We start from the raw sequence: 21,807 nt of genomic DNA on the forward strand, positions 1-21,807 counted from the left end.
TTATTAATTAAATATTGAAATTATCAAAATTTTTCTATATCAACAAGTTTTTCTACTGTCTTAGCAAGAAGATAAACACCTACTCCTGTACCGCCTTTAGATATATATTTATTATCTGTATTACTGTAAGAAGTGCACGCTATATCCAAATGAGCCCATTTTGAACCTTCTGTAAAATAAGAAAGGAATTGTGCTGCTGTAATTGTTCCGGCTTCTCTTCCGCCTGTATTTTTTATATCTGCTATATCGGATTTTATCTGTTCTTTATATTCATCAAACATTGGAAGCTCCCAAACTCTCTCATAAGTATCATTTCCTGCTTCCTTAATTGCATTTGATAAAAACTCATCATTAGACATTAATCCTGTAGCATGTTTACCTAAAGCTATAGAACAAGCACCTGTCAATGTAGCTATATCTATAACATAATCAGGATTATATTTCTTTATTCCATAAGCTAAAGCATCAGCAAGTATTAATCTTCCCTCAGCATCAGTATTTACAACCTCTACTGTAACACCATTATGCATTTTTAATACATCTCCCGGATTTATTGCTCCGCTTCCTGTTTTATTATCTGTTAAAGGACATATTACAGTAACATTGGCATCCAAACCCATATCAGATATTAAAAATAATGCTCCGCATACAGCAGCTGCCCCTGACATATCATCTTTCATTCCATACATGCTGTCAGCTGGTTTTAATGACATTCCGCCTGTATCAAAAGTTATTCCTTTTCCAACTAATAAAATGCTTCTCTTAGCTTTTGCTTTTTTATATTGTGCTATAAATACTCTAGGAGGATTTTTACTTCCTGCATTAACTCCTAGTATTCCGTTCATATTAGCTGCTTTTAATTCTTTTTCAGTCAAAACTGTAGTTGTGATTTTTCTGCTTTCAGCCTGTTTTTTAGCTCTGTCTGTAAATGTTAATGAATTTATAACATTGCTTGGTTCATTAATCATATCTCTAGCCCAGAATATACAGTCTGCTATCTGACTTGCCTTTAATATAGCATTTTCCGTATCTTTTTTATGCTCTGAAACCAAAAGAATATTTTTTATAACTGCTTGTTCCTTTAATCTTTTATCTCCCAAATAATTATCAAATCTATATGAAGAAAGTATAATACCTAAACAAAACTGTATATAAGATTCCTCAGATGCTATTTCTGAAAATAATTCAGCCATATCAACTTCAATATCATCAATATGCAAATCTTTCATTATTTTTATCAAAGAAGCTCCGGCATTTTTCCAAGTCTCATACATATAATTTTTTACTTCTTTATAGGTAATAAAAATAACTCTAGTATTGCTTGCAAAAGCAAATGCAAATGGAGTGGAAGTTGTATAATATTTATCTTTAACTAAACTATTGAATAATTTTATGTATTCTTCATTAAAAGTACATACTTTAGGCTCTTCTTTCTCAACTTTCACAAAAATAGCTACTGTATGTTTTTTAATGAAATTTATTGTATGTTTGAGTTTCATTTTAGATCCTTGATTTTATTTAGAAATATTAAGTAATAATTATATATAATGTTTATTTTATGTCAATTATAATCTTAAAATTTATAATAATGTATATTGAAATATACTATTAAATATATATAATTTTCATAATGAAGATATTAAATTTATAATTAGAATATATCATTATGGAGGCATTTATTTATGATAAAGAAAATAGTAATTATAATGCTTGTTATTTCATTATTTATAATTTCATGCGGAACCGGCATCAGCGGAAATAAACCGGAAGGCTGGGTTAATAATGACATATTTAGAGTAATAGGAAAGGGTTCACCTTCAAAAGATATATCAGATAAATTTGAAAGAGAAGTTAATGCAAGACAAGCTGCTGTATTAGATGGAAAAAATAAAATAGCTGCTAAAATAGTAGGTTATTATATGGAATCATTGAATTCAACAGAAAAAGATATGATAGATGAATATGTCATACAGGAAAGAGTTGCAGAAAAAGTAATAGGTCTATCTGTTATAGAAAGCAAATGGGATTTTCTGCAAAACTGCACTGTTGTTATGGAATTATATGGAAAAGGACTTAAAAATAAAATGGATAATTTAGTCAGCGAATACTTAAATGAAGTAGGAATGCAGCATACGGCACAAGATCCTGAAGGAATGGTAAATTAATAATATAAAATTTATTTGTTTTTATTATATTTCCGATATGTTAATACTATTGCAATATAATTTTAAAAATGTATAATTAATTTATAGAGAGAAAAAAGGAGGGAATCTATGAAAAAATATTCAAAATATTGTATTGCTGCATTGATGCTGTCTCTATTTGTAATATCATGCGGAACAGGTGTAAGCAGAAGCAATCCTGAAGGATGGATTAATGATGATACATTTAGAGTAATGGGAATGGGTTCTCCATCTCCAGATATAGACTCTTCTGATAAATTTAGAAGAGAGTTAGCTGCAAAACAAGCTGCAGAATTAGATGCAAAAAACAAAATAGTTGCTAAAATAGTAGGTTCTTATATAGAATCATTGAGTTCAACAGAAAAAGGTATGATAGATGAATATGTTATACAAGAGAGAGTTGGCGGAAGAATAAGAGGTGCTTCTGTTGTAGAAAGCAAATGGGATTCTCAGCAAAATTGTACTGTAGTTATGGAGCTTTATTCTAAAGGTTTGAAAAAACAAATGGATGCTTTAGTAACTAAATATCTTAATGAAGTTGGCATGCAGTACACTGCTCAGGATGTAGCCGGTATGGTTAGAACTAGAGAATAATAATTTGTTATGTAATTAATTAGGGAGTATATTTATACAATATACTCCCTTTATTTTTTATAAGCAATAGCATAACAAAAAATATTTTTTATATACTATTGCAATATAGTATTCAAAATATATAATTAAAAATAAAAATTTGGGGAGTCATAATGTATACAGAAAATATTAGCGGAAGATTAGCATTTATTTCAGGAGCAAGTGCAGGTATTGGAGAAGCTGTAGCAAAAATGCTTGCTTCTAACGGTGTTAATCTTATTTTATCTGCGAGAAGAATAGATAAACTTAATGAATTAAAATCATCATTTGAAAAAGACTATAATATAAAAGTAAAAGTAATAAAAATAGACTATTCAAAACCCGATGAAATAATTAATGCTGTAAATAATCTTGAAGATGAATGGAAAAATATAGATATACTTATAAATAATGCCGGTTTAGCTTTAGGCAAAGATGTATATTATAATAATAATTTAGAAGATGTATTACAGATGGTTAGAGTTAATTGTGAAGGATTAATAGTATTAACTAGATTAATACTTCCGCTTATATTAAAGAGCAAATATGGCCATATAGTAAATTTATCATCTACTGCTGCCGATGAAGGATATAACGGAGGGGCTATATATTGTGCTACAAAATCATTTGTTGATATGTTTGGAGACAGTATCAGAATTGAATTAATAGATAAGCCTGTAAAAGTAACAAATATTAAACCTGGTGCTGTTAATACAGAATTTTCTACAGTAAGATTTAAAGGAGATAAAGAAAAAGCAGATAATGTATATAAAGGATTTAGTCCTTTATATGCTGAAGATATAGCCGATAATATAGAGTATGTATTAACTCGTAAAAGTCATGTACAAATATCAAGCATGACTATTATGGCAGAAAATCAAGGCACTGCTACTATAATACATAGAGAAAAATAAAATATAATTTTTTAATAAGGGAGCTATCTTTCTATGGGTGAAATAGACAACACTAGAGACAGATTAAAATTAGATAATCTTGAACAAAATACAAGAAAAGACTTGTTTAATAAGTTTGTTGATGCAGGCGGAGAGGTAATAGCAGAAAAAAAGAAGCCGAATACAGGAGTAATCGGAGGGTCAAGAAGAAGCAATACTTTAGTCGGAGGTTCATCATCAGATTCTAAAAGCAAATCTGATGCTTCATCAAGTAAATCTTCATCTTCTGATAATAAATCAAAATCAAAAACATCAGCTTCTAATAGTAATACCATTGCCCTAAAAAAGGATAACAGCATATTTTTCAACATTAAATTATGGTTCAATGCTCTTAGTGCTGGGGTTATAACTTTTGTAGGCGGAAATGTTAATCCTAAATTCCTAAATTTTATAGATAAAAATGTAATAGCTGCTTTACTTGAAATGGATACTCTTATTTTTAATGCTTTAAACCCTGTAGAATCTTCAAATGTAGATTCTAAAATAAAACATGAAAAAATAATATCGCAATTTGCTAAAGATTTAGACGATTTAGAGCTTTTGGAAAGAATAAAAGATCAATACGATGAAAAATTATATAAAGATTTTTTAAGACCATTTAAAGAATTAAATACTAATGTTATCGCTGAAAGCTATGTTAAAGAAATAAAAGCAATGTTCAGACCTTTATATGTTCTTCATGCATATTCTTCAAGAATGAAACTAGCCGGAGAAAAAGCTATGTTTGCTTATGCTATGGTTGATAACATAAGTAAAGGAATAGTTAATTCAAGAATTTCAGCATTTAAAAGAGCTGTAGAACTTGTATATTCAAAATATTATCCTAAATTGTTTGCTTTATTACAATATGCCTCAAAAGAAAGACTTGAAACTATAAATGATTTTAACCGCTATTTAAATATTACTGACGTTGATATATTAGGATATTATACAAAACTCAAAAAAGATAAAGAAAAAATGAAAGAAATAAAAATAGAGGAAGCAAAGGAAAATATAGGAAAGAATAAAGAAAATGCTGAAGATGACAAACTAAGTAAAGTTGAATCTATAGGTGTTAAACTTATAAATAAATGTGTGTCATTCAAAAAAGAAGATAATGATATAGAATATGAAGCAGATCCTTTTTTCATTGTTTCAACTAAAGATAAAATATACAGAATAAAAGTTTTAATAGATTTTTTAGACAGAGAATATTCAGCTGTATTTGTATCTAACAAAGTAAGATATAATTTAGTTTATGATAATCAAGTTAGAACAGATTATAAAAATGATTTCAATAATATATTCTTATCATTATCAGATACTAATTCAAGATTAAATGAATACAGCGAGCTTTGCAAAACTATAGAAAAAGTAGAAGCAGATAAAACTATGCGTTTTGAACAAAGAGTATCAATGCTTTCAGATAAAAACGGACAGCGTTCATACTTAGCTAAGAATTTAAGAAATACTTTTGTTTCTATAATCACACCATTCAAAAGAAAATTAGATAAGCTTTTATTGGATAAAGAAGAAAGAGAAAGAATAATTGAAAACCCTAATGATATATTAACTTTTTCTGCTGAAATAGGAAAAACTAAAAAAAGAATACAAGGATACAATGTAATGAAAGCATTAACAGAAGCTTATTACTTTGTAGCTGGTTTTAATTATTTGATTACTCAAGGAGAATTATCCGGTGCTGGAATTTTAATTGAAGGCGGAGATGAAGAAGAGCAGCCTATAGTAGAAAATACAGCTGCTGCAAATGAAAGTGCTGTAAAAGAAGAGAATGCTACTGCATCAGTTGAAAATAATGAAAGCAATATAAATGATGACAATGTAAATAATAATGACAGCGAATATAATGAAGCAGAAAATAATGCTGAAGATGTAAATACAGAAGAAAATGAAGATGTTTCTGAAACTGAAGAACAAGATGATAATAATTCTGAAGAAGAATTTGAAGAGTCTCAAGAAGATGAAAATTTGTTAGATGATACAGAAGAAGAAAAAAAATAGTGTGAGGTTTTACTTTGGCTTATAAATCACCGAAAGTTGTTATGCTTGAATATATTCCATTACGTATACTAATGGAAATAATATCCTTTATGCCGTATATTACTGTTGTGCTTTTTGCAAAATTAATGGGTATTTTAATGTATATATTTGCTTTTAAAAGCAGAAAAGTAGCTTTGATAAATTTAAAGCAGGCTTTCCCAGAAAAAAGTTTCCATGAAAGGAAAAAAATTGCAAAACGTTCTATGGAATCAATGCTTATGACTTTTGCTGAATTTATAAAAGCATCAAGAATGTCTAATGAACAAATTTTGAAAAGAATAAAAATAGAAGGTCAGGATATTTTTGATAAGGCTATGCATGAAAAAAATAGAGGAATAATAGCTATAACTGGGCATATAGGAAATTGGGAATATATAGCTTTCTATTTTGCCATAAAAGGTTATGATCCTAGCGTTATAGTAAGGCCTCTTGATAATCCTAAATTAGATGTATATATGAAATCTTGGAGAGAAAAGAGAGGAATGACATGTATATCAAGATGGGGGGATTTAAGAGACATATTCCATGCTTTAAATAAAAATACACCTGTAGCATTCTTATCAGATCAAAATTACACACAAGGTATATTCGTAGATTTTTTCGGATATCCATGTGCTACAGCTGTAGGACCTGTTGCAATAGCTATGAAAACAAAACTTCCTATGGCTATACTTTATGATTTGTCTGACAGATACGGACATCATAAAATTATAGTACATGATATTATGTATATAGAAGAAAAGGAAACAAAAGAAGAAACATTAAGACATAATGTCCAAAGATACACAAAAAAACTGGAAGAGATAATTGCTAAACACCCGGAAAATTGGCTTTGGGTTCATACTAGATGGAATACAAGGCCTAAAGGCGAACCTGAAATATTTTATGATACTAATGATTATAAATAATCTTTTTTACTTTATTTTTTTGCCGGCGGTTTATATTGTATACTAAAATTAGTATTTAATTTTCTTAAAGGATTTACATTTCATATAATTTTATTTTATAATATCAGTTTTTAACTGTTATAAATTTGACAAATCATATAATTTTTAGTAATTTAAAAAAGGTTAACAAATATTTTATCGAAGGAGGTTATGCATATATGGAGCAAAAAAAACGTTCTTTTATGTTCTTTTTAAATCTTGGACTTACATTCACTTTAGTTGGTATAATTATTTCATTTTTTATTTTTTCGTATGAAAAAAATTATAAAAAAGATGAGTTCTTGGTTCATGCTCAAGCAGCACCTGAAAAAACAGCTTTTTCAGGTTCATTAGACGGTGCTTTGGCTGTTGAAGGTGCTATAAGGGAAGTAGTTGATAAAAATATGCCTGCTGTAGTTAATATATCTACAGAAATTGAAGCAGGACAAACTGAAGAAGACAGATATGCTGATGAATTTTTTAGATTTTTCTTCGGAGATCAGATGCCTAGACAAAGAAGAAGTCAAAAATCATTAGGAAGCGGATTCATAATTAATGAAGAAGGTTATGTACTTTCCAATTACCATGTAGTTAAAGGTGCTACTAAAATAATGATTACGCTTTACGGCGAAGACGGAGAGCTTCCTGCTAAATTAATAGGATATGATGAGGCTTATGATTTGGCTTTATTAAAAATAGATTCTAATGATAGAACTTTCCCTTATGTTGCTTTGGGAGACAGCGATGCTATAGAACCTGGTGAGTTTGCCATTGCTATAGGAAATCCTTACGGACTTAATAATACTGTAACTTTCGGTATTGTAAGTGCTAAAGGAAGAAGCGATGTAGGAGCCAATAAATATCAAAGATATATACAAACTGATGTTGCTATAAACCCTGGTAACTCAGGAGGACCTTTATTCAATATTCATGGTCAAGTTATAGGTATTAATACTTTAATATACTCTACTTCAGGCGGAAGCATTGGTATAGGTTTTGCTACTCCTATTAATCTTGCTACTTCAGTAATGACAGATTTAAAAGAAAATGGAAAGGTTACAAGAGGATATTTAGGTATATACTTACAAGATATTGATGAAAATTTATCAAGAGGTCTTAATGTTAAGCAAAACAGCGGTGTTTATGTAAGTGAAGTTATACCTGATTCCCCTGCTTCTAAAGGCGGTTTGCAAGACGGAGATATCATTACAGAATTTGACGGCGAAAAAATGACTAAATCAGGAGATTTATTCAATAAGGTGGCTACTACAAAAGTAGGAAAAGAAGTTACTGTTAAATATTTAAGAAACGGAAGAGAAGGAACTACTAAAGTTAGAATCGAAGCTAGAGTTGACGATGAAGAAGTTGTTCCAAACAGAACTTTGCCAAATAACGGACAAAGCAATACGCGTTCTTGGATGGGATTAGATGTTTCTAATATTACTCCTGAAATATCTCAAAGACTTCAAATTAGAAGCAATGAAAGAGGTGTTGTTGTACTTAATATGACACAAAACTCTAAAGCATATCAATCAGGACTTAGACCTGGAGATGTTATAAAGGCTATAAATGGAATAACTATCTCTAATACAGATGATTATAATGAGTTTGTTAAATCTTACGGAAATGATAAGTCTTTCACAATAACAATTAAACGTGCTAGAATGACTTATGTAATAATAATAGAATAGTAAGTTAAAAAAGAACAAGTAAGAGGCTGCAGAAAATAATTAACTGCAGTCTCTTTTTTTATATTAATCATCTTAAGTTATGTTAACTATTTTTATGTTTTTACTTGCATTCATAATTAATTTAGTATATCATTAATAAAACATATACTTATGATTATAACAATATTAATGTGATTAATAGATAATTTATATATATGGAGATTAGAATATGACACACTTGGAATTAAGAGAAAAATTTAAAGAGTTTTTTAAAAGTAAAAAACATGCTATAGAAAAATCATCATCACTTATACCAATAGATGACCCTAGCCTTTTATTTACAACTGCTGGTATGCTTCAATTCAAGCCATACTATGCAGGAATAAAAAAAGCACCATATTCAAGAGTTGCATCTATACAAAAATGCTTCAGACTTTCTGATTTAGAAAATATAGGAAAAACAGCAAGACATCATACATTTTTTGAAATGTTTGGTAATTTCTGCTTTATGGGCGATTATTTTAAAAAAGAGGCTATAGAATTTGCTTGGGAATTTTCTACTCAGGTAATTAAACTTCCTATTGAAAAAATATATGTTTCTATATACGAAAAGGACGACGATGCTTTTAAGATTTGGAACAAACATATTGGAATACCTAAAGAAAAGATAGTAAGACTCGGTAAAAAAGACAATTTCTGGGGACCTGCCGGAGATTCAGGAGCTTGCGGACCTTGCAGTGAACTTTATATTGATATGGGTGAAGAGAAAGGATGCGGAAAACCTGATTGTTATGTTGGATGCGATTGTGAAAGATATTTAGAGTTCTGGAATTTAGTATTCAATGAATTCTTCCAAGATACTGACGGCAATTTATCACCTCTTCCAAATGTTGGAATAGATACAGGTATGGGACTTGAAAGATTGTGCTATATTACTCAAGGAGTTGAAAGCAATTATCAAACTGATGTAATGAAGCCTATAGTTGATGCTATAGCAAAAAAGTTAAATGTAAAATATGAAGATAAAAATAAAACTAAAATCAATTTAATAGCAGATCACTTAAGAGCATTGGTATTTGTAATATCTGAAGGATGTACTCCTTCTAATGAAGGAAGAGGATATGTACTTAGAAGACTTTTAAGAAGAGCATTAAAAACTGCAAGCGATTTAGGACATAAAGGTGCTTTCTTAAATGAAATTACATCTTCTGTAGTTAATGTATATAAAGATATATATGATTATCTTCCTAAAGAAGAAGAGAATGTAAAAAAAATATTAAAAGATGAAGAAAATAAATTCATAAATACAATATCTGCCGGAATGAATAAGCTTTATGCTGTAATGGAAGAAAATAAAAACAGCAAAGTAATATCTGGTAAAGATGCATTTATGCTATTTGATACTTACGGACTTCCTATAGATATAACAGAAGAAGAGGCATCTGATCATGGATTTACAGTTGATAAGGCTGGATTTGAAGAGGCTATGGAAGAGCAGAAGAAAAGAAGCAGAGGTACTGGAGAAGATAAAAAATCAAAATTCGGATATGTTGAAAATTATGAAACTAAATATGTAGGTGAAGAAACTGATAATCTTATAAACGGCGTAAATGCTAAAATTATTGCTGTATATGATGATAATAGTAAAAAAGAAAAAGCTTCATCCTCAAATGCCGTTATCATTACAGATGTATCGCCTTTCTATGGAGAAATGGGAGGACAGATTGGTGATAATGGATATATAGAAAACAGCAAAAAAGAAATAATTAAAATAATAGATACTCAAAAGAAAGAAAATACTATTATACATATAGCAGACTGCAGCAGTCATTCTTTAAGTGTAGGAGAAGAAATAAAATTATTTGTTAATTTTGACAGAAGAAGTGCTATAAGAAAAAATCATACAGCTACACATATACTTCAAAAGGTATTAGAGCTTACATTAGGAAATCATGTTAATCAGGCAGGAAGTTTTGTAAGCGATGAATACTTAAGATTTGACTTTACTCATCCTGATTCAATTCCGGAAGATACATTAATAAGCATAGAAAATCAGGTTAATGAGGTGGTATTTAAGTCAATGCCTGCTGTAATAAAATACATGCCTAAAGAAGAGGCTATAGCATGCGGAGCAAAAGCATTATTCGGAGAAAAATATCCGGATACTGTAAGGATATTAGATATAGGAAATGGTTTTTCAGTAGAACTTTGCGGAGGAAGCCATTTGACAAATACATCCGAAGTTGGTTATTTCCATATAGTAAGTGAAGGTTCTGTGGCTAGCGGTGTAAGACGTATAGAAGCTATCACAGGATTAAAAGCTGCTCATGAAGCTAGTAAATTATTTAGTAAAGTGAAAAATTTAGCTCATATATTAAATGCTTCAAAAACAGATGAACTTACTGTAAGAGCAGAAAACCTTCAAAATGAAGTAAAAAAACTGCAGAAAGAAATTAAACAGCTTAAAACTTCAGGTGCTTCTGCTGTTTCATTTATGGATAATTTTGAAGATTTAAATGGAATTAGATTCTATAACTTAGAATTTAATGAAGATATAAAAGATGTTAGACTTTATGCTGACACTATAAAAGAAAGAGTAAAAGACGGCATCAGCATAATGATAAGTAAAACAGACTCATCTAACTCTATACTTGTACAGGTTACAGGAAGTGCTTTAAAAGATAAAAATATATCCGCAAATAATATAATAAAAGATATTATTGCTGCTGCTGGAGGACGCGGAGGCGGAAAGGATACATTTGCACAAGGCTCTATAGAAGATGTACAAAAAGCTAAAGATGAGATTAATAAAATAAAGAATAAGTGGTTGTAATAAATGATTAGAAATATAAATATTTTAATTTTTATAATAATTTCTTTTTTATTTTTATCATGTTCTGAAAAGGATGTTGCTTTACGCAGACTTGATGATGTGCATAAAGCAGAAAAAGAGCTTGCTAAAAATCCGGATAATGAAGAAGTTATATTGGAAGTTATAAATGCTGCACAAAACGGCGGCAGAGAGGTAAGAGCTGAGGCTGTATGGCTCCTCGGCAATATAGAGGCAGAAATTGCATACAGTGATTTTTTACGAGCAAGTGTAGAAGATCCTGATTTCAATGTACGCTGTTTAGCAGTTCTTGGTCTTGGAAAACTAGATGCTAAAAATGCTGAGGCCATAGATAGAGTAAAAAGAGCTATTTCTGACACTGATTTACAAGTTCAAATAGAAGGCTTAAAAGTTGCAGGACGTCTTCAAGCTAAAGAACTTTTAAACCCTATACTAGAAAGTTTATCTAGTAAAAATAAATGGGTAAGAATAGCTGCTATAGAAGCTTTAAAGGATTATGATGACGGCAGAGTTGACAGATCTCTTAATCTGCTTTCTTCCACCGATTCAGATATAGCTGTAAGAGCTCTTATAAAACAAGTTGTAGCTTATAGAGAAAAAAATATACAAAATAATGTAAAAGAAACAGAAGAAGAATAGGAAGCATATTAAAAGATGAAAATTAAAATTTATATATTAGCTATAATAATTTTATTTATATTTATTTCATGTGCAAGTAAGTATTCGTATGTAAGAGTTGATGAAGTAATAAGCAAGCCTAGAACTATTGCTGTTGCTTCATTTACATTTCCTAAAAGCATGACAAATCAATACTATGACAGACTTAAATATTTAAATACAGAAATTTATACAGACTTTGTATTAAACAGTTTTATAAGCAACTTTAATTCTCAAAATGAAATGATTAAACTTGTAACATTAAAAGAGGCTATAGGAGATAATGAATTTGCCGCCCTTCCTAGTGATTATCACTATGTATTAGGTGCTGATTATGTAGCTGCTACAGGTACGCTTGCAATTGACGGAGATGTTTTTTCTATATTAAGAGATAAAAATATTGACGGATTAATGTATGCCCATGCTGCTATGTCTTTTTGGTCTCAGAAGGTTAGTATAGATTTTGAGATTTATGATAACGAAGGCAGTTATTTATGGATAGACTCTTTGGATGGTAATTCATACCATATTATAGGCGATACAGGGGCTCCTACAAGACAAACTGCTTATGAAATAGTTATTGCCGATGTTATGAAATATCAGCAAAGACATGCTGAAGAACTTTATATCATTATAGATCAAGCTATATCAAATGGAGTAAGCAAACTAAAAGGCAGAACACCGTATGCATTCAATACTAATGATATTATATTCACGCAAAAAACATTTAGTTTAACAAATGAAGATTATGCAAAAAAGGCAGGTATAAATTAATGGCACAGAAACAAAAAGTAGAATTAAATTTCAGCAATGTAGATGACTTTCATTTTAAGGCTCCTTTAAAAGGTTATTTAACTAAAATAGCAGATGATCATTTTGTTATTAATAATGATGATTTGGCTATAAAAGGTACTGGTAAAACTCCTAAAGAAGCAGCGGAGATGATAAAAGAACAATTTATAGTACTTGCCAATGATGTTATGTACAAATCAAAATATGCTCCTCTAAGCGAAAGAGAGAGAAAAAAAGTTAATATTATAAAATCTATATGTGATATTTTATAATTATTTTTTTATTATATATAATATAATTTCATTTTTATAATTAATATTGTCGAAAATTATAAAATTAGTGTATAATAATAATCAATAATTTTATATGGTAAACAATATGGTAAAAAGAATAACTCTTAAAAACGGCACTAGATTAATACTTGAAAGAATGCCTATGCTTGATACTGTATCAATAGGATTTGTATTTTTAACAGGAAGTGCCAATGAAACTAAAGAAGAAAACGGATATACTCATTTTATAGAACACATGTTATTTAAAGGCACTCATGATCTTACAGCTAAAGATATAATACGATATATAGAAGGTGTAGGAGGAATATTTAATGCATTTACATCAAGACATTTAACAACATTCTATATAAATATAATATCTAAATATTTTGACAGAGCTATAGATACTTTAGAAAATGTTATAATGAATTCAGCATTTAGAGAAGATGATATAGAAAAAGAAAAAAAAGTCATAATAGAAGAATTAAAAATGTCAAATGATACTCCTGAGGAAATAACAGCAAATCAATTTTTTGCAGCAGCATATAAAGGAACTTCTATGAGTTTTCCTATAGGAGGAAATATAAGCAATATAAAAAAAATAAGCAGAGATAAAGTATATAATTATTTTAAAGAACATTTTCATTCTAATAATTTAATAATATCAATAGCAGGTAATTTTGATGCCGAATATGCTGTAAAAAGATTATCAAATATAAAGTTAGAAAAAAAATCTAAAACCGTTAATGGGGATTTACCTTTTTATTATAAAACAATAACTAAAGAAAAAAAGGAGCTTCATCAAGTTTATTTCTCATTAGTAAAGCCTTCATACAATGCATGCGATAATAGAAAAAGATATGCCATGAATATAGTTAATGATATATTCGGAGGAAGTGCTTATTCTAGGCTGTTTCAGGCTATAAGAGAAAATAAAGGCTTATGCTATAGTATATATAGTTATAATTCAAGTTTTATAAACGGCGGTACTTTTGAAATACATGGATCAACTAGTTTAGATAGGTATAAAGAAACAATAGAAAGCATATATTATGAAATGGAAAAACTGCTCAAAGAAAGAATATCAGAAGAAGAACTTGAAGAAGCTAAAGAAAGTTATAAAAGTTCAATGGCTTTCAGTAAATTTAATGCTGAATCTATAATGAATAAAAATGCAAGAAATGAATTATATTCTTCTAGATACCTTTCATTAAAAGATATTTATAAATATATAGACAGTGTAGATTTAAAATTGGTAAATGAAGTTATAGATGAAAAATTATCAGATAAGAAATTCTTTTTAACATCTGTAGGCGAATCAGGAACTAAAAGTATAAGCAATAAATTAACTAAAAAGTTAAAGCTTAATTAACTATAAGATATTATTAGTTCACAAATAAAATTTAATCAATAATATCAAATCCATATTCTTTGAATATATTAAGACTTTTTTCTGTATATAAGTACTCTATAAACTCTCTTGCCATTTTTTCTTTTGAAGAGTTCTTTAATACAGCAATACTGTAAATTATCTCTGTATTATTTTCAGCTTCAGCAACTATTTTTAAATCATTATCATTTAATATAGCTTCTGTTTTATAAACTATTCCGCAGTCTATTTTATCATTTTTTATTAAATCAATTACTTCCTTAGCATCTTTTCCTAAAATAAATTTATCCGCAATCTTATTGTATATACCCAAATTATTTAATATCTCTTCTGTATAACGTCCTACTGAAGAAGTCATTGACTCCCCTATTGCTATTTTTTTTACCGAGCTATTAGTCAAATCTAAAAAAGAATCAATATTTATATTCAAATCTTTAGGCATAACTAAAACTATTTTATTTCCAACTAAATTGTTTATAGTGTCATTATGCAAACGTTCTATATCCTTTAATATGTTTATCTCATCAATAGAAGCCGAAATATATAAATCTGCATAATCATTATTTTGTATTCGCTGTCTTAATCTTCCTGATGAATCAAATAAACATTCTATTTCATTTTTTGTTTCTGCTTTATAATTATTACATATTTTTGCTAATGGATTTCTTAGGCTGGTAGTTGAAAATATAATAATATTTTCTTTGCTATTATTGTTTGAACATGATAAGAAAAATATTGATATAGCTAAACATAAAATTAATTTTATTGTTTTTGTATCCATTAAAATTTCCAATTATAAAATATGTAATTCTATAATTATATACAATTTATAAAATTAGTCTATATTTTTATAAAACTTTTTCAACTTTTATTTATAGGTAATAAAATTATAATCTAAGAAATAATTGCGGAAGTGTGGGGAATACCTATTATGTAATCACTCATTTTTACATATTTATTATTTTGAAGATTACTTCCATATCCCCCATCTTCCAAAATAATGTTATACATATTTACCTCCAATAAAAATATAGAAAAATTTAATTTTAATTCTACATTAAGCGGAAATAAAACTTTTAACAAAAAACATATAAAAATGAGTGACATAAATAGCTATATTTATATATGTTTCTCAATCCATTCATAGCGTTTTTTAAGCTCACGCTCTTCACCTATATCTACAGGCTCATAATAATTTTTCTTTATGCCTTTCTCTAAATAATCCTGCTTTACTATATGATAAGGGAAATCATGCGGATACTTATATTCTTCATTGCTCTTTCTGTCAAATGATGCTGAGTTATTATCTTTTAAATAATTAGGAATGGAATATAATTCTCCGTTTCTTATATCTTTTATTGCTTTGTTAATAGCATTGTATGCTGAATTTGATTTAGGGCATAATGCCAAATATATTGTAACCTCAGCTAATGGAATTCTTCCTTCCGGCATGCCTATAAAATCAATAATGCTTACAAGAGAAGCAGCAATATTCATAGCATTAGGTTCAGCAAGTCCTATATCTTCAGAAGCTAATATGCATAGTCTTCTTGCTATATATCTAGGATCTTCTCCAGATTCAAGCATTCTAGCCAAATAATAAACAGCAGCATTAACATCGCTTCCTCGTACACTTTTTATAAAAGCACTTATTGTATTATAATGTTCATCTTCATCAAATGTTATAGACTGCTTGCTTGTAACATCTTTTACTATTTCTTCTGTAATTGTAAGTTTCTCTTTAGTTTCATCTATCTGAGTTGCCAAATATGAAGCTTCAAGATAAGTAAAAGCCTTCCTAACATCTCCATGCGAATAACGAACTATTAAATTAACAGCCTCATCTTCAACATCAACATCTGCCTCCCCTAGCCCTCTTTTATCTTTAATCGCTTTTTCTATAGCTTCTCTAATGTCATTATCATCTAAATTCTTAAATTCAAAAAGCATTATACGTGAAAGCAAAGCATTATTAAGATAAAAATAAGGATTCTGCGTAGTGCTTCCTATAAGTATTACACTGCCATTTTCTACTGCCGGAAGAAGAGCATCCTGCTGACTTTTATTGAATCTATGTATTTCATCTATAAAAAGAATAGTCTTTTTTCTATTTTCTAAATTTTTCTCTGCTTTTTTAATAGCTTCTCTGATTTCAGAAACATTTGAAAGTACAGCATTAAGTTTAATATATTCACTTTTAGTTTTTTTTGCTATTATTGACGCTACAGTTGATTTACCTACACCGGGAGGACCGAAAAAAACCATAGATGTAATTTTATCTTTATCTATCATTTTTCTCAAAGTTTTATCTTCAGCTAATATATGCTTCTGACCGAAAACTTCTTCTATTGAAAGAGGACGCATTCTCTCAGCCATAGGCTTAAAAGAATTATCACTCTCTCCAAAATCAAACATTGAGTTTTTCAATATGTTCCTCTACAAGCGGTATATAATTCATAATATTTTCTATTCTTTCTTTTATCTCATATTCTAATAAATCTGCTATTGATATATAATCCTCATTGGAAAATGCTTCCAAAACATTATTCATCATTTCATTAAAATCATTAATGGCATCGGAAAGAGGCACCAAATTTAATGTGATTTGAGAATAATCTATTGAATACATAGAAGCTACATTTGAAAGTATGCTGAATGAAAAACTTACTATACGTGAAAATTTTTCTGCATATATAAATGCATCTTTATCATTTCCGGATTGAAGTTTATTAACAATAGATTCTAATATATCCAATATTAAAGGTAAAAATTTAGGCAGACTTCCTATTTTGTATAAAGCATTACTATTTGTTATATTATTTGCAAATAAAGCTATAGTATTTATTTTAGCTTCTTCTATAACAAGCTCCATTGCAGGCATCATTTTTTCTGCTAAGAAAGGTTTAAAATCATCCTTAAAGAACTCTATACTCTTTTCTAAATTATCGCTCAAAGAATTCAATCTTTCTAGTTTTACTTCAATCATTTTTAATATATGTATGATACCGTAAGAATCCAAGCTCATATTAAATAAAAATATAGCTCTAGGTATTGAATCAAGTATCCAAGATATTCCGTCTTTTAAAGCCTCAATATCTTTCTGGCCTAAAGATTCCGGAACAGTATTATACACTTTTTCAAGATATTCCATTATTGACATAATAGAATAAAGAGAATATTCAGCATGACTTAATGCTTCAACTTCTATTTTGTTTATTGTATCTATTGCTATAGTTTCATATTCTTCGTCTATATAAGGCTGAAGCTCTCTGTCATCTATAATAACTTTATTAATGAGAAAATCATTAGAATTGCACCATTCTTCTATAGGCTTTAATACTTCATAAGCATTTTCTTCATTTTCTAACATTACTGATAATTCTTTACCGTTTATAAATATTTTCATTTTAGTACCATAAAATTAAAATTTTGTATTATGAATATTTTTCGGATTTTTTTCACTTATCAATAATGATTTTTATTTTCTATATATATTTTACATATAAAAATTATTTAACAATTAATTTTACTAATATATTAATATCGTATATTTTTTTAACAAAACTAATTTATAATTTTACAATTGTATAAAATTATAAAAAAAATAATTGAAAATAAAAAAATAATTATTAAATTATTTGTTGTACATATTGTTAGACTTATACATGGGAGTGGATTGAATTATGAAACATTTTAACAGCTTAGCGGTTAAAGTTCCAGTTATTTTATGTATTGTTACAACTATATTAATAACAATACTTCTAATTATATCGCTTACAATAGCAGGAAATGGAATATCTAAAAGCAGATTTGAAGGATTTGAAACAACTGTAATGGGATACTCATCAGTATTTGATGCTTGGTTTAGAACGCAATCTTATATACTTGAAACTTATGCCTCTATACCTATAGTAGAAGAATATCTTGTAAATCAAGACCCAACTAGAACAGATAGAGTAGAAACAACATTAAAAACTTTTAGGGAGAAAAATGCCTGTGCTATACATGTAGGAATAGTTGATAAAAATGGAATAATTATAGCAGACAGCGATTATAATAAATGGGTAGGTTCAAAATTCACAGACAGCAATATTAATATTTGGAATAAATTAAAAAATAAAGAATACGGATATGGAAGCGTAAGTTATGGAAACGGACTTGCTCCTTCTGTAGTTAATGGAGAATTATCATTTATTTTTGCAACACCTGTAAGAAACGGTTCTGAAGAAGTTGGTTATTTATATACAGTTTTTAACTGGAGAGAATTCTATAAAAATTACATAGAAGGTATAAAATTAGGAAAAACAGGAGGATTGGATGTAATATCTCCTGATTTAAAAGTATTAATGAATACAGATTATAACAAAGTTAATAGCGATGCTCCTTCCGTTTATAAAGAAGCATTCGATAAAAAATTATCAAAAGGTGTAGTTACTTACACAGCTAATAATCATAAAATGATGGGGTCTTATACTAGAATGAAATATGTTCCTTGGATTACTTCTATGACTATGACTTCTGAAGAAATATTTGCTGAAAATAGAAAAGCTATTATAAGCGGTATTATATTTGGAATAATAACAATAATGTCTATAGCTGTATTTATCAATATATTTATACGTTCTATAACAAAGCCTTTATCTATAGTTGTTGAAGAAGCACAAAGAATAGAAAGAGGAGATTTAACTTCAAGCGGAAATAAAATAAAAAAGAGAAAAGATGAAATAGGTATATTATCAAATTCATTTATGAATATGAGAAGCAAATTAGTAGAAACTATAAAGGAAGTTAATGATGCTTCTATATGTATTATGAATGCTTCAGAAAAATTAGCTAAAGGAAATGTCGAATTATCAAGAAGAACAGAAGCTCAGGCAGCAAGTTTGCAGCAGACGGCAGCTTCTATGGAACAAATGGCTTCTACAATAAAATCGTCTACAGAATATTCATTAACAGGAAATGATATGATGATATCTTCAAAATCTTCTATAGATGAAGCAGGAGATATTATAGTACAAACAACAAGCAATATAGAAGAAGTTTATGAAGCAAGCACAAAAATAAGAAATATTACTAAAATTATAGAAAATATAGCTTTTCAAACCAATATACTTGCACTTAATGCCTCAGTAGAAGCAGCACGTGCCGGAGAACAGGGAAAAGGATTTGCTGTAGTTGCAAGCGAAGTAAGAAACTTAGCTCAAACCACTCAGTCATCTGTTAAAGACATTACAGACTTAGTTGATAATGCTTATGATAAAATAAATAAGGCTACAGAAACTGCTCATAAATCACAAGAGATATTTGATGATCTAAGAGCGAAAATAGATGAAACTGCTAACATAATGAAAGGTATAAGTTCAGCAGCAGTTGAACAGCAGGCAGGAGTTGAACAGGTTAATAGAGCAGTATCAGAAATGGATGGTGCTACTCAAATGAATAATGCTTTAGTAGGAGATGCAGAAAGTGCTTCAAGAGATTTAGTAAATCAAGCTAATTCATTACAAGAAGCTATGAAGTTCTTTAAGTTTTAATTATAATATTATTTTAGAGGATATATAATATTAATTTATTATATATCCTCTATTTTTATAATACAAATATATTTATATATAAAGTTCTATATTTTATATCTATATTATTTATTTATGTGAAAAAAAATTCTATAAAAAGTATTGCTATTTTATGCTTTTTCATATATTATAAAAAATTAACATATAGAAAATCAATAAAAAGGAGAGAGGAAAGATGAGTCATCATCATCACAGAGGACAGTGGGGTACAAGGGCAGGTTTTATATTAGCTGCTATTGGTTCTGCTGTTGGTTTAGGTAATATATGGCGTTTCCCGTATATGGTAGCATCTAATGGTGGCGGAGCTTTCATGATAGTGTTTCTTCTAGCTATGCTTACAGCTGGAATACCTATAATGATATTAGAATTCTCTATAGGTCATAAAACACATAAAAGTGCTCCAGGTGCTTTAAAGGCTTTAAATCCTTCTTGGGAATGGTTAGGCTGGCTGCAGGTATTTACATGTTTTGCAATAGTTATTTACTATTCTGTTATTATTGCTTGGTCATTATCTTACGGATTATTTTCTATTCAAGGTTTGAAATGGGGAACTGATACTGCTGGATTTTTTACTAATGAATATTTGAAACTTCAATCCGGCTTTTCACTTAGTAATTTTAATTTTGGAGTAGCTATACCATTAATTATAGTATGGATCATTATATTAATTTCAGTTATCGGCGGTGTTAAGGATGGTATAGAAAAAGCTAATAAAATATTTATGCCTTTATTGGCTGTATTGGTGGTAATTATTCTTGTAAGAGGTATTAGTTTGCCTGGTGCTTTAGCTGGTCTTGATTATATGTTTAAACCGGATTTTTCTAAACTTACTAATCCTAAAATTTGGATAGATGCTTATGCTCAGGTATTTTACAGTATGTCTGTAGCTTTTGGTATAATGATAACTTATTCAAGCTATTTGCCTGATGATTCTGATATAGCAAACAATGCATTTATGACAGGTTTTGCTGATACAAGCTTCAGTTTATTTGCCGGTATAACAGTATTTAGTATAATAGGATATATGGCACATTCACAAGGAAAAGAAGTAGCTGAAGTAGCTGGAAGCGGCGGTATAGGTTTAGCATTTATGGTATTCCCAGAAGCTATTAATTCTTTACCTGGTTTAAATGGCTTGTTCGGACTTGTATTCTTCTTGGTACTTGCATTTGCCGGACTTACTTCTGCTATATCTCTTGCTGAAGTTGTTATATCTTCATTTATAGATAAATTCCACTTCAATAGAAAGAAAGTAAGTATAATCATAATAATAATTCAAGGTGCTATATCTATGGTATATGCTACAGGAAGCGGACTTTCAATACTTGATATAGTTGACGCCTTTATAAATAACTACAATATTGTAGTAAGCGGTTTAATAGAGATTATATTAATAGCTTGGGTATATAAACTTGGTTCATTTAAAGAAAGTATCAACACTGTAAGTGAATTTAAAGTTGGTATATGGTGGGATTTCTGCTTAAAATTCTTAACACCAATATTTTTAGCTGTGATGCTATCATTGAAATTAATAAATGATTTCAAAACACCTTATGGTAATTATCCTACTTGGGCTTTAGTAGCTTTAGGATGGTCAATGCCTGTTATTGCGTTTATAGTTGGAATATTACTAGCTAAGTTTAAAGACAGACAGCCTAATATACCGCAAAGTAAATAATATTATTAAACATAAAGGAGATAAATTATGGGATTTGATTCTGCTATATTTATGGTACTTAGTTTATTAGCTATATGGGGAGGTTTTGCTTTTTTTCTCAGTATAGCTCTTAGAAAAATGTAATTAAGAATAATATTTTGTATATAAAATTGGTATAAACTTTTATAAAGTTTATACCAATTTTTGTACTTGATTTTTTGGTTTGTTGAT

General features: G+C 28.8%; 18 protein-coding genes. 14 read left to right on the forward strand and 4 right to left on the reverse strand.

Annotated elements, in window-relative coordinates; translation table 11 throughout:
* Positions 1–23 precede the first annotated feature (23 nt).
* Positions 24–1,499, reverse strand: coding sequence for a M17 family metallopeptidase (locus Q0J90_RS13230; RefSeq protein ID WP_297278354.1), 1,476 nt, complete (start codon positions 1,497–1,499; stop codon positions 24–26).
* A gap of 183 nt (positions 1,500–1,682) precedes the next feature.
* Here Q0J90_RS13230 and Q0J90_RS13235 point away from each other — a divergent pair, with 183 nt between their 5' ends.
* The 11 genes from Q0J90_RS13235 (at position 1,683) to Q0J90_RS13285 (ending at position 14,328) form a co-directional block, all read left to right on the forward strand.
* Positions 1,683–2,165 carry a hypothetical protein gene (locus tag Q0J90_RS13235; RefSeq protein ID WP_297278355.1) on the forward strand — a complete coding sequence of 161 codons (483 nt, stop codon included), beginning with the start codon at positions 1,683–1,685 and terminating at the stop codon, positions 2,163–2,165.
* 108 nt (positions 2,166–2,273) lie between these two features.
* Positions 2,274–2,777, forward strand: coding sequence for a hypothetical protein (locus Q0J90_RS13240; protein ID WP_297278356.1), 504 nt, complete (start codon positions 2,274–2,276; stop codon positions 2,775–2,777).
* A gap of 152 nt (positions 2,778–2,929) precedes the next feature.
* Positions 2,930–3,709: an SDR family NAD(P)-dependent oxidoreductase gene (locus tag Q0J90_RS13245; protein WP_297278357.1), complete on the forward strand. Its 780-nt coding sequence runs from the start codon at positions 2,930–2,932 to the stop codon at positions 3,707–3,709.
* Between the two features lie 33 nt (positions 3,710–3,742).
* Positions 3,743–5,749 (forward strand): hypothetical protein, encoded by a 2,007-nt coding sequence (locus Q0J90_RS13250; RefSeq protein ID WP_297278358.1) that lies wholly within the window; start codon positions 3,743–3,745, stop codon positions 5,747–5,749.
* Between the two features lie 14 nt (positions 5,750–5,763).
* The gene (locus Q0J90_RS13255; protein ID WP_297278359.1) at positions 5,764–6,696 is read left to right on the forward strand and encodes a lysophospholipid acyltransferase family protein; all 933 of its coding nucleotides are present in this window, start codon (positions 5,764–5,766) and stop codon (positions 6,694–6,696) included.
* Positions 6,697–6,893: 197 nt separating this feature from the next.
* Positions 6,894–8,405: a DegQ family serine endoprotease gene (locus tag Q0J90_RS13260; RefSeq protein ID WP_297278360.1), complete on the forward strand. Its 1,512-nt coding sequence runs from the start codon at positions 6,894–6,896 to the stop codon at positions 8,403–8,405.
* Between the two features lie 208 nt (positions 8,406–8,613).
* Positions 8,614–11,217, forward strand: coding sequence for an alanine--tRNA ligase (alaS, locus tag Q0J90_RS13265; protein ID WP_297278361.1), 2,604 nt, complete (start codon positions 8,614–8,616; stop codon positions 11,215–11,217).
* Between the two features lie 3 nt (positions 11,218–11,220).
* Positions 11,221–11,874, forward strand: coding sequence for a HEAT repeat domain-containing protein (locus Q0J90_RS13270; RefSeq protein WP_297278362.1), 654 nt, complete (start codon positions 11,221–11,223; stop codon positions 11,872–11,874).
* A gap of 15 nt (positions 11,875–11,889) precedes the next feature.
* Positions 11,890–12,666 carry a hypothetical protein gene (locus Q0J90_RS13275; RefSeq protein ID WP_297278363.1) on the forward strand — a complete coding sequence of 259 codons (777 nt, stop codon included), beginning with the start codon at positions 11,890–11,892 and terminating at the stop codon, positions 12,664–12,666.
* Entirely contained in the window at positions 12,666–12,956 is a 291-nt protein-coding gene (locus Q0J90_RS13280; RefSeq protein WP_028330307.1) for a hypothetical protein, read from the forward strand. Before Q0J90_RS13275 ends, Q0J90_RS13280 begins: the two co-directional genes overlap by 1 nt.
* A gap of 106 nt (positions 12,957–13,062) precedes the next feature.
* Complete coding sequence (locus tag Q0J90_RS13285; protein WP_297278364.1) at positions 13,063–14,328, forward strand: pitrilysin family protein; 1,266 nt, start codon at positions 13,063–13,065, stop codon at positions 14,326–14,328.
* 31 nt (positions 14,329–14,359) lie between these two features.
* On the opposite strand, the gene modA is transcribed toward Q0J90_RS13285, so the two are convergent.
* From modA to Q0J90_RS13300, 3 genes are all read right to left on the reverse strand, one after another.
* Positions 14,360–15,127 (reverse strand): molybdate ABC transporter substrate-binding protein, encoded by a 768-nt coding sequence (gene modA, locus Q0J90_RS13290; protein ID WP_297278365.1) that lies wholly within the window; start codon positions 15,125–15,127, stop codon positions 14,360–14,362.
* A gap of 338 nt (positions 15,128–15,465) precedes the next feature.
* A complete protein-coding gene (locus Q0J90_RS13295) occupies positions 15,466–16,761 on the reverse strand; it encodes a replication-associated recombination protein A (RefSeq protein ID WP_367173893.1) in 1,296 nt (431 codons plus the stop codon).
* Positions 16,754–17,752 carry a hypothetical protein gene (locus Q0J90_RS13300; RefSeq protein WP_297278367.1) on the reverse strand — a complete coding sequence of 333 codons (999 nt, stop codon included), beginning with the start codon at positions 17,750–17,752 and terminating at the stop codon, positions 16,754–16,756. The genes Q0J90_RS13295 and Q0J90_RS13300 overlap by 8 nt, the downstream gene beginning before the upstream one ends.
* 277 nt (positions 17,753–18,029) lie before the next feature.
* Here Q0J90_RS13300 and Q0J90_RS13305 point away from each other — a divergent pair, with 277 nt between their 5' ends.
* The 3 genes from Q0J90_RS13305 (at position 18,030) to Q0J90_RS13315 (ending at position 21,720) form a co-directional block, all read left to right on the forward strand.
* Complete coding sequence (locus Q0J90_RS13305) at positions 18,030–19,880, forward strand: methyl-accepting chemotaxis protein (RefSeq protein ID WP_297278368.1); 1,851 nt, start codon at positions 18,030–18,032, stop codon at positions 19,878–19,880.
* Between the two features lie 214 nt (positions 19,881–20,094).
* A complete protein-coding gene (locus tag Q0J90_RS13310) occupies positions 20,095–21,597 on the forward strand; it encodes a sodium-dependent transporter (protein WP_297278369.1) in 1,503 nt (500 codons plus the stop codon).
* Positions 21,598–21,624: 27 nt separating this feature from the next.
* Positions 21,625–21,720: a MetS family NSS transporter small subunit gene (locus Q0J90_RS13315; protein WP_156920166.1), complete on the forward strand. Its 96-nt coding sequence runs from the start codon at positions 21,625–21,627 to the stop codon at positions 21,718–21,720.
* Positions 21,721–21,807 lie beyond the last annotated feature (87 nt).

It is taken from the genome of uncultured Brachyspira sp. (genome assembly GCF_944390595.1).
GTDB lineage: Bacteria > Spirochaetota > Brachyspiria > Brachyspirales > Brachyspiraceae > Brachyspira.

What these genes read in the sequence shown, in the direction of transcription:
- Q0J90_RS13230 (WP_297278354.1), bottom strand. Translation starts at nt 1,499, where the DNA reads ATGAAACTCAAACATACAATAAATTTCATTAAAAAACATACAGTAGCT.
- Q0J90_RS13235 (WP_297278355.1), top strand. Translation starts at nt 1,683, where the DNA reads ATGATAAAGAAAATAGTAATTATAATGCTTGTTATTTCATTATTTATA.
- Q0J90_RS13240 (WP_297278356.1), top strand. Translation starts at nt 2,274, where the DNA reads ATGAAAAAATATTCAAAATATTGTATTGCTGCATTGATGCTGTCTCTA.
- Q0J90_RS13245 (WP_297278357.1), top strand. Translation starts at nt 2,930, where the DNA reads ATGTATACAGAAAATATTAGCGGAAGATTAGCATTTATTTCAGGAGCA.
- Q0J90_RS13250 (WP_297278358.1), top strand. Translation starts at nt 3,743, where the DNA reads ATGGGTGAAATAGACAACACTAGAGACAGATTAAAATTAGATAATCTT.
- Q0J90_RS13260 (WP_297278360.1), top strand. Translation starts at nt 6,894, where the DNA reads ATGGAGCAAAAAAAACGTTCTTTTATGTTCTTTTTAAATCTTGGACTT.
- alaS (WP_297278361.1), top strand. Translation starts at nt 8,614, where the DNA reads ATGACACACTTGGAATTAAGAGAAAAATTTAAAGAGTTTTTTAAAAGT.
- Q0J90_RS13270 (WP_297278362.1), top strand. Translation starts at nt 11,221, where the DNA reads ATGATTAGAAATATAAATATTTTAATTTTTATAATAATTTCTTTTTTA.
- Q0J90_RS13275 (WP_297278363.1), top strand. Translation starts at nt 11,890, where the DNA reads ATGAAAATTAAAATTTATATATTAGCTATAATAATTTTATTTATATTT.
- Q0J90_RS13280 (WP_028330307.1), top strand. Translation starts at nt 12,666, where the DNA reads ATGGCACAGAAACAAAAAGTAGAATTAAATTTCAGCAATGTAGATGAC.
- Q0J90_RS13285 (WP_297278364.1), top strand. Translation starts at nt 13,063, where the DNA reads ATGGTAAAAAGAATAACTCTTAAAAACGGCACTAGATTAATACTTGAA.
- modA (WP_297278365.1), bottom strand. Translation starts at nt 15,127, where the DNA reads ATGGATACAAAAACAATAAAATTAATTTTATGTTTAGCTATATCAATA.
- Q0J90_RS13295 (WP_367173893.1), bottom strand. Translation starts at nt 16,761, where the DNA reads ATGTTTGATTTTGGAGAGAGTGATAATTCTTTTAAGCCTATGGCTGAG.
- Q0J90_RS13300 (WP_297278367.1), bottom strand. Translation starts at nt 17,752, where the DNA reads ATGAAAATATTTATAAACGGTAAAGAATTATCAGTAATGTTAGAAAAT.
- Q0J90_RS13305 (WP_297278368.1), top strand. Translation starts at nt 18,030, where the DNA reads ATGAAACATTTTAACAGCTTAGCGGTTAAAGTTCCAGTTATTTTATGT.
- Q0J90_RS13310 (WP_297278369.1), top strand. Translation starts at nt 20,095, where the DNA reads ATGAGTCATCATCATCACAGAGGACAGTGGGGTACAAGGGCAGGTTTT.
- Q0J90_RS13315 (WP_156920166.1), top strand. Translation starts at nt 21,625, where the DNA reads ATGGGATTTGATTCTGCTATATTTATGGTACTTAGTTTATTAGCTATA.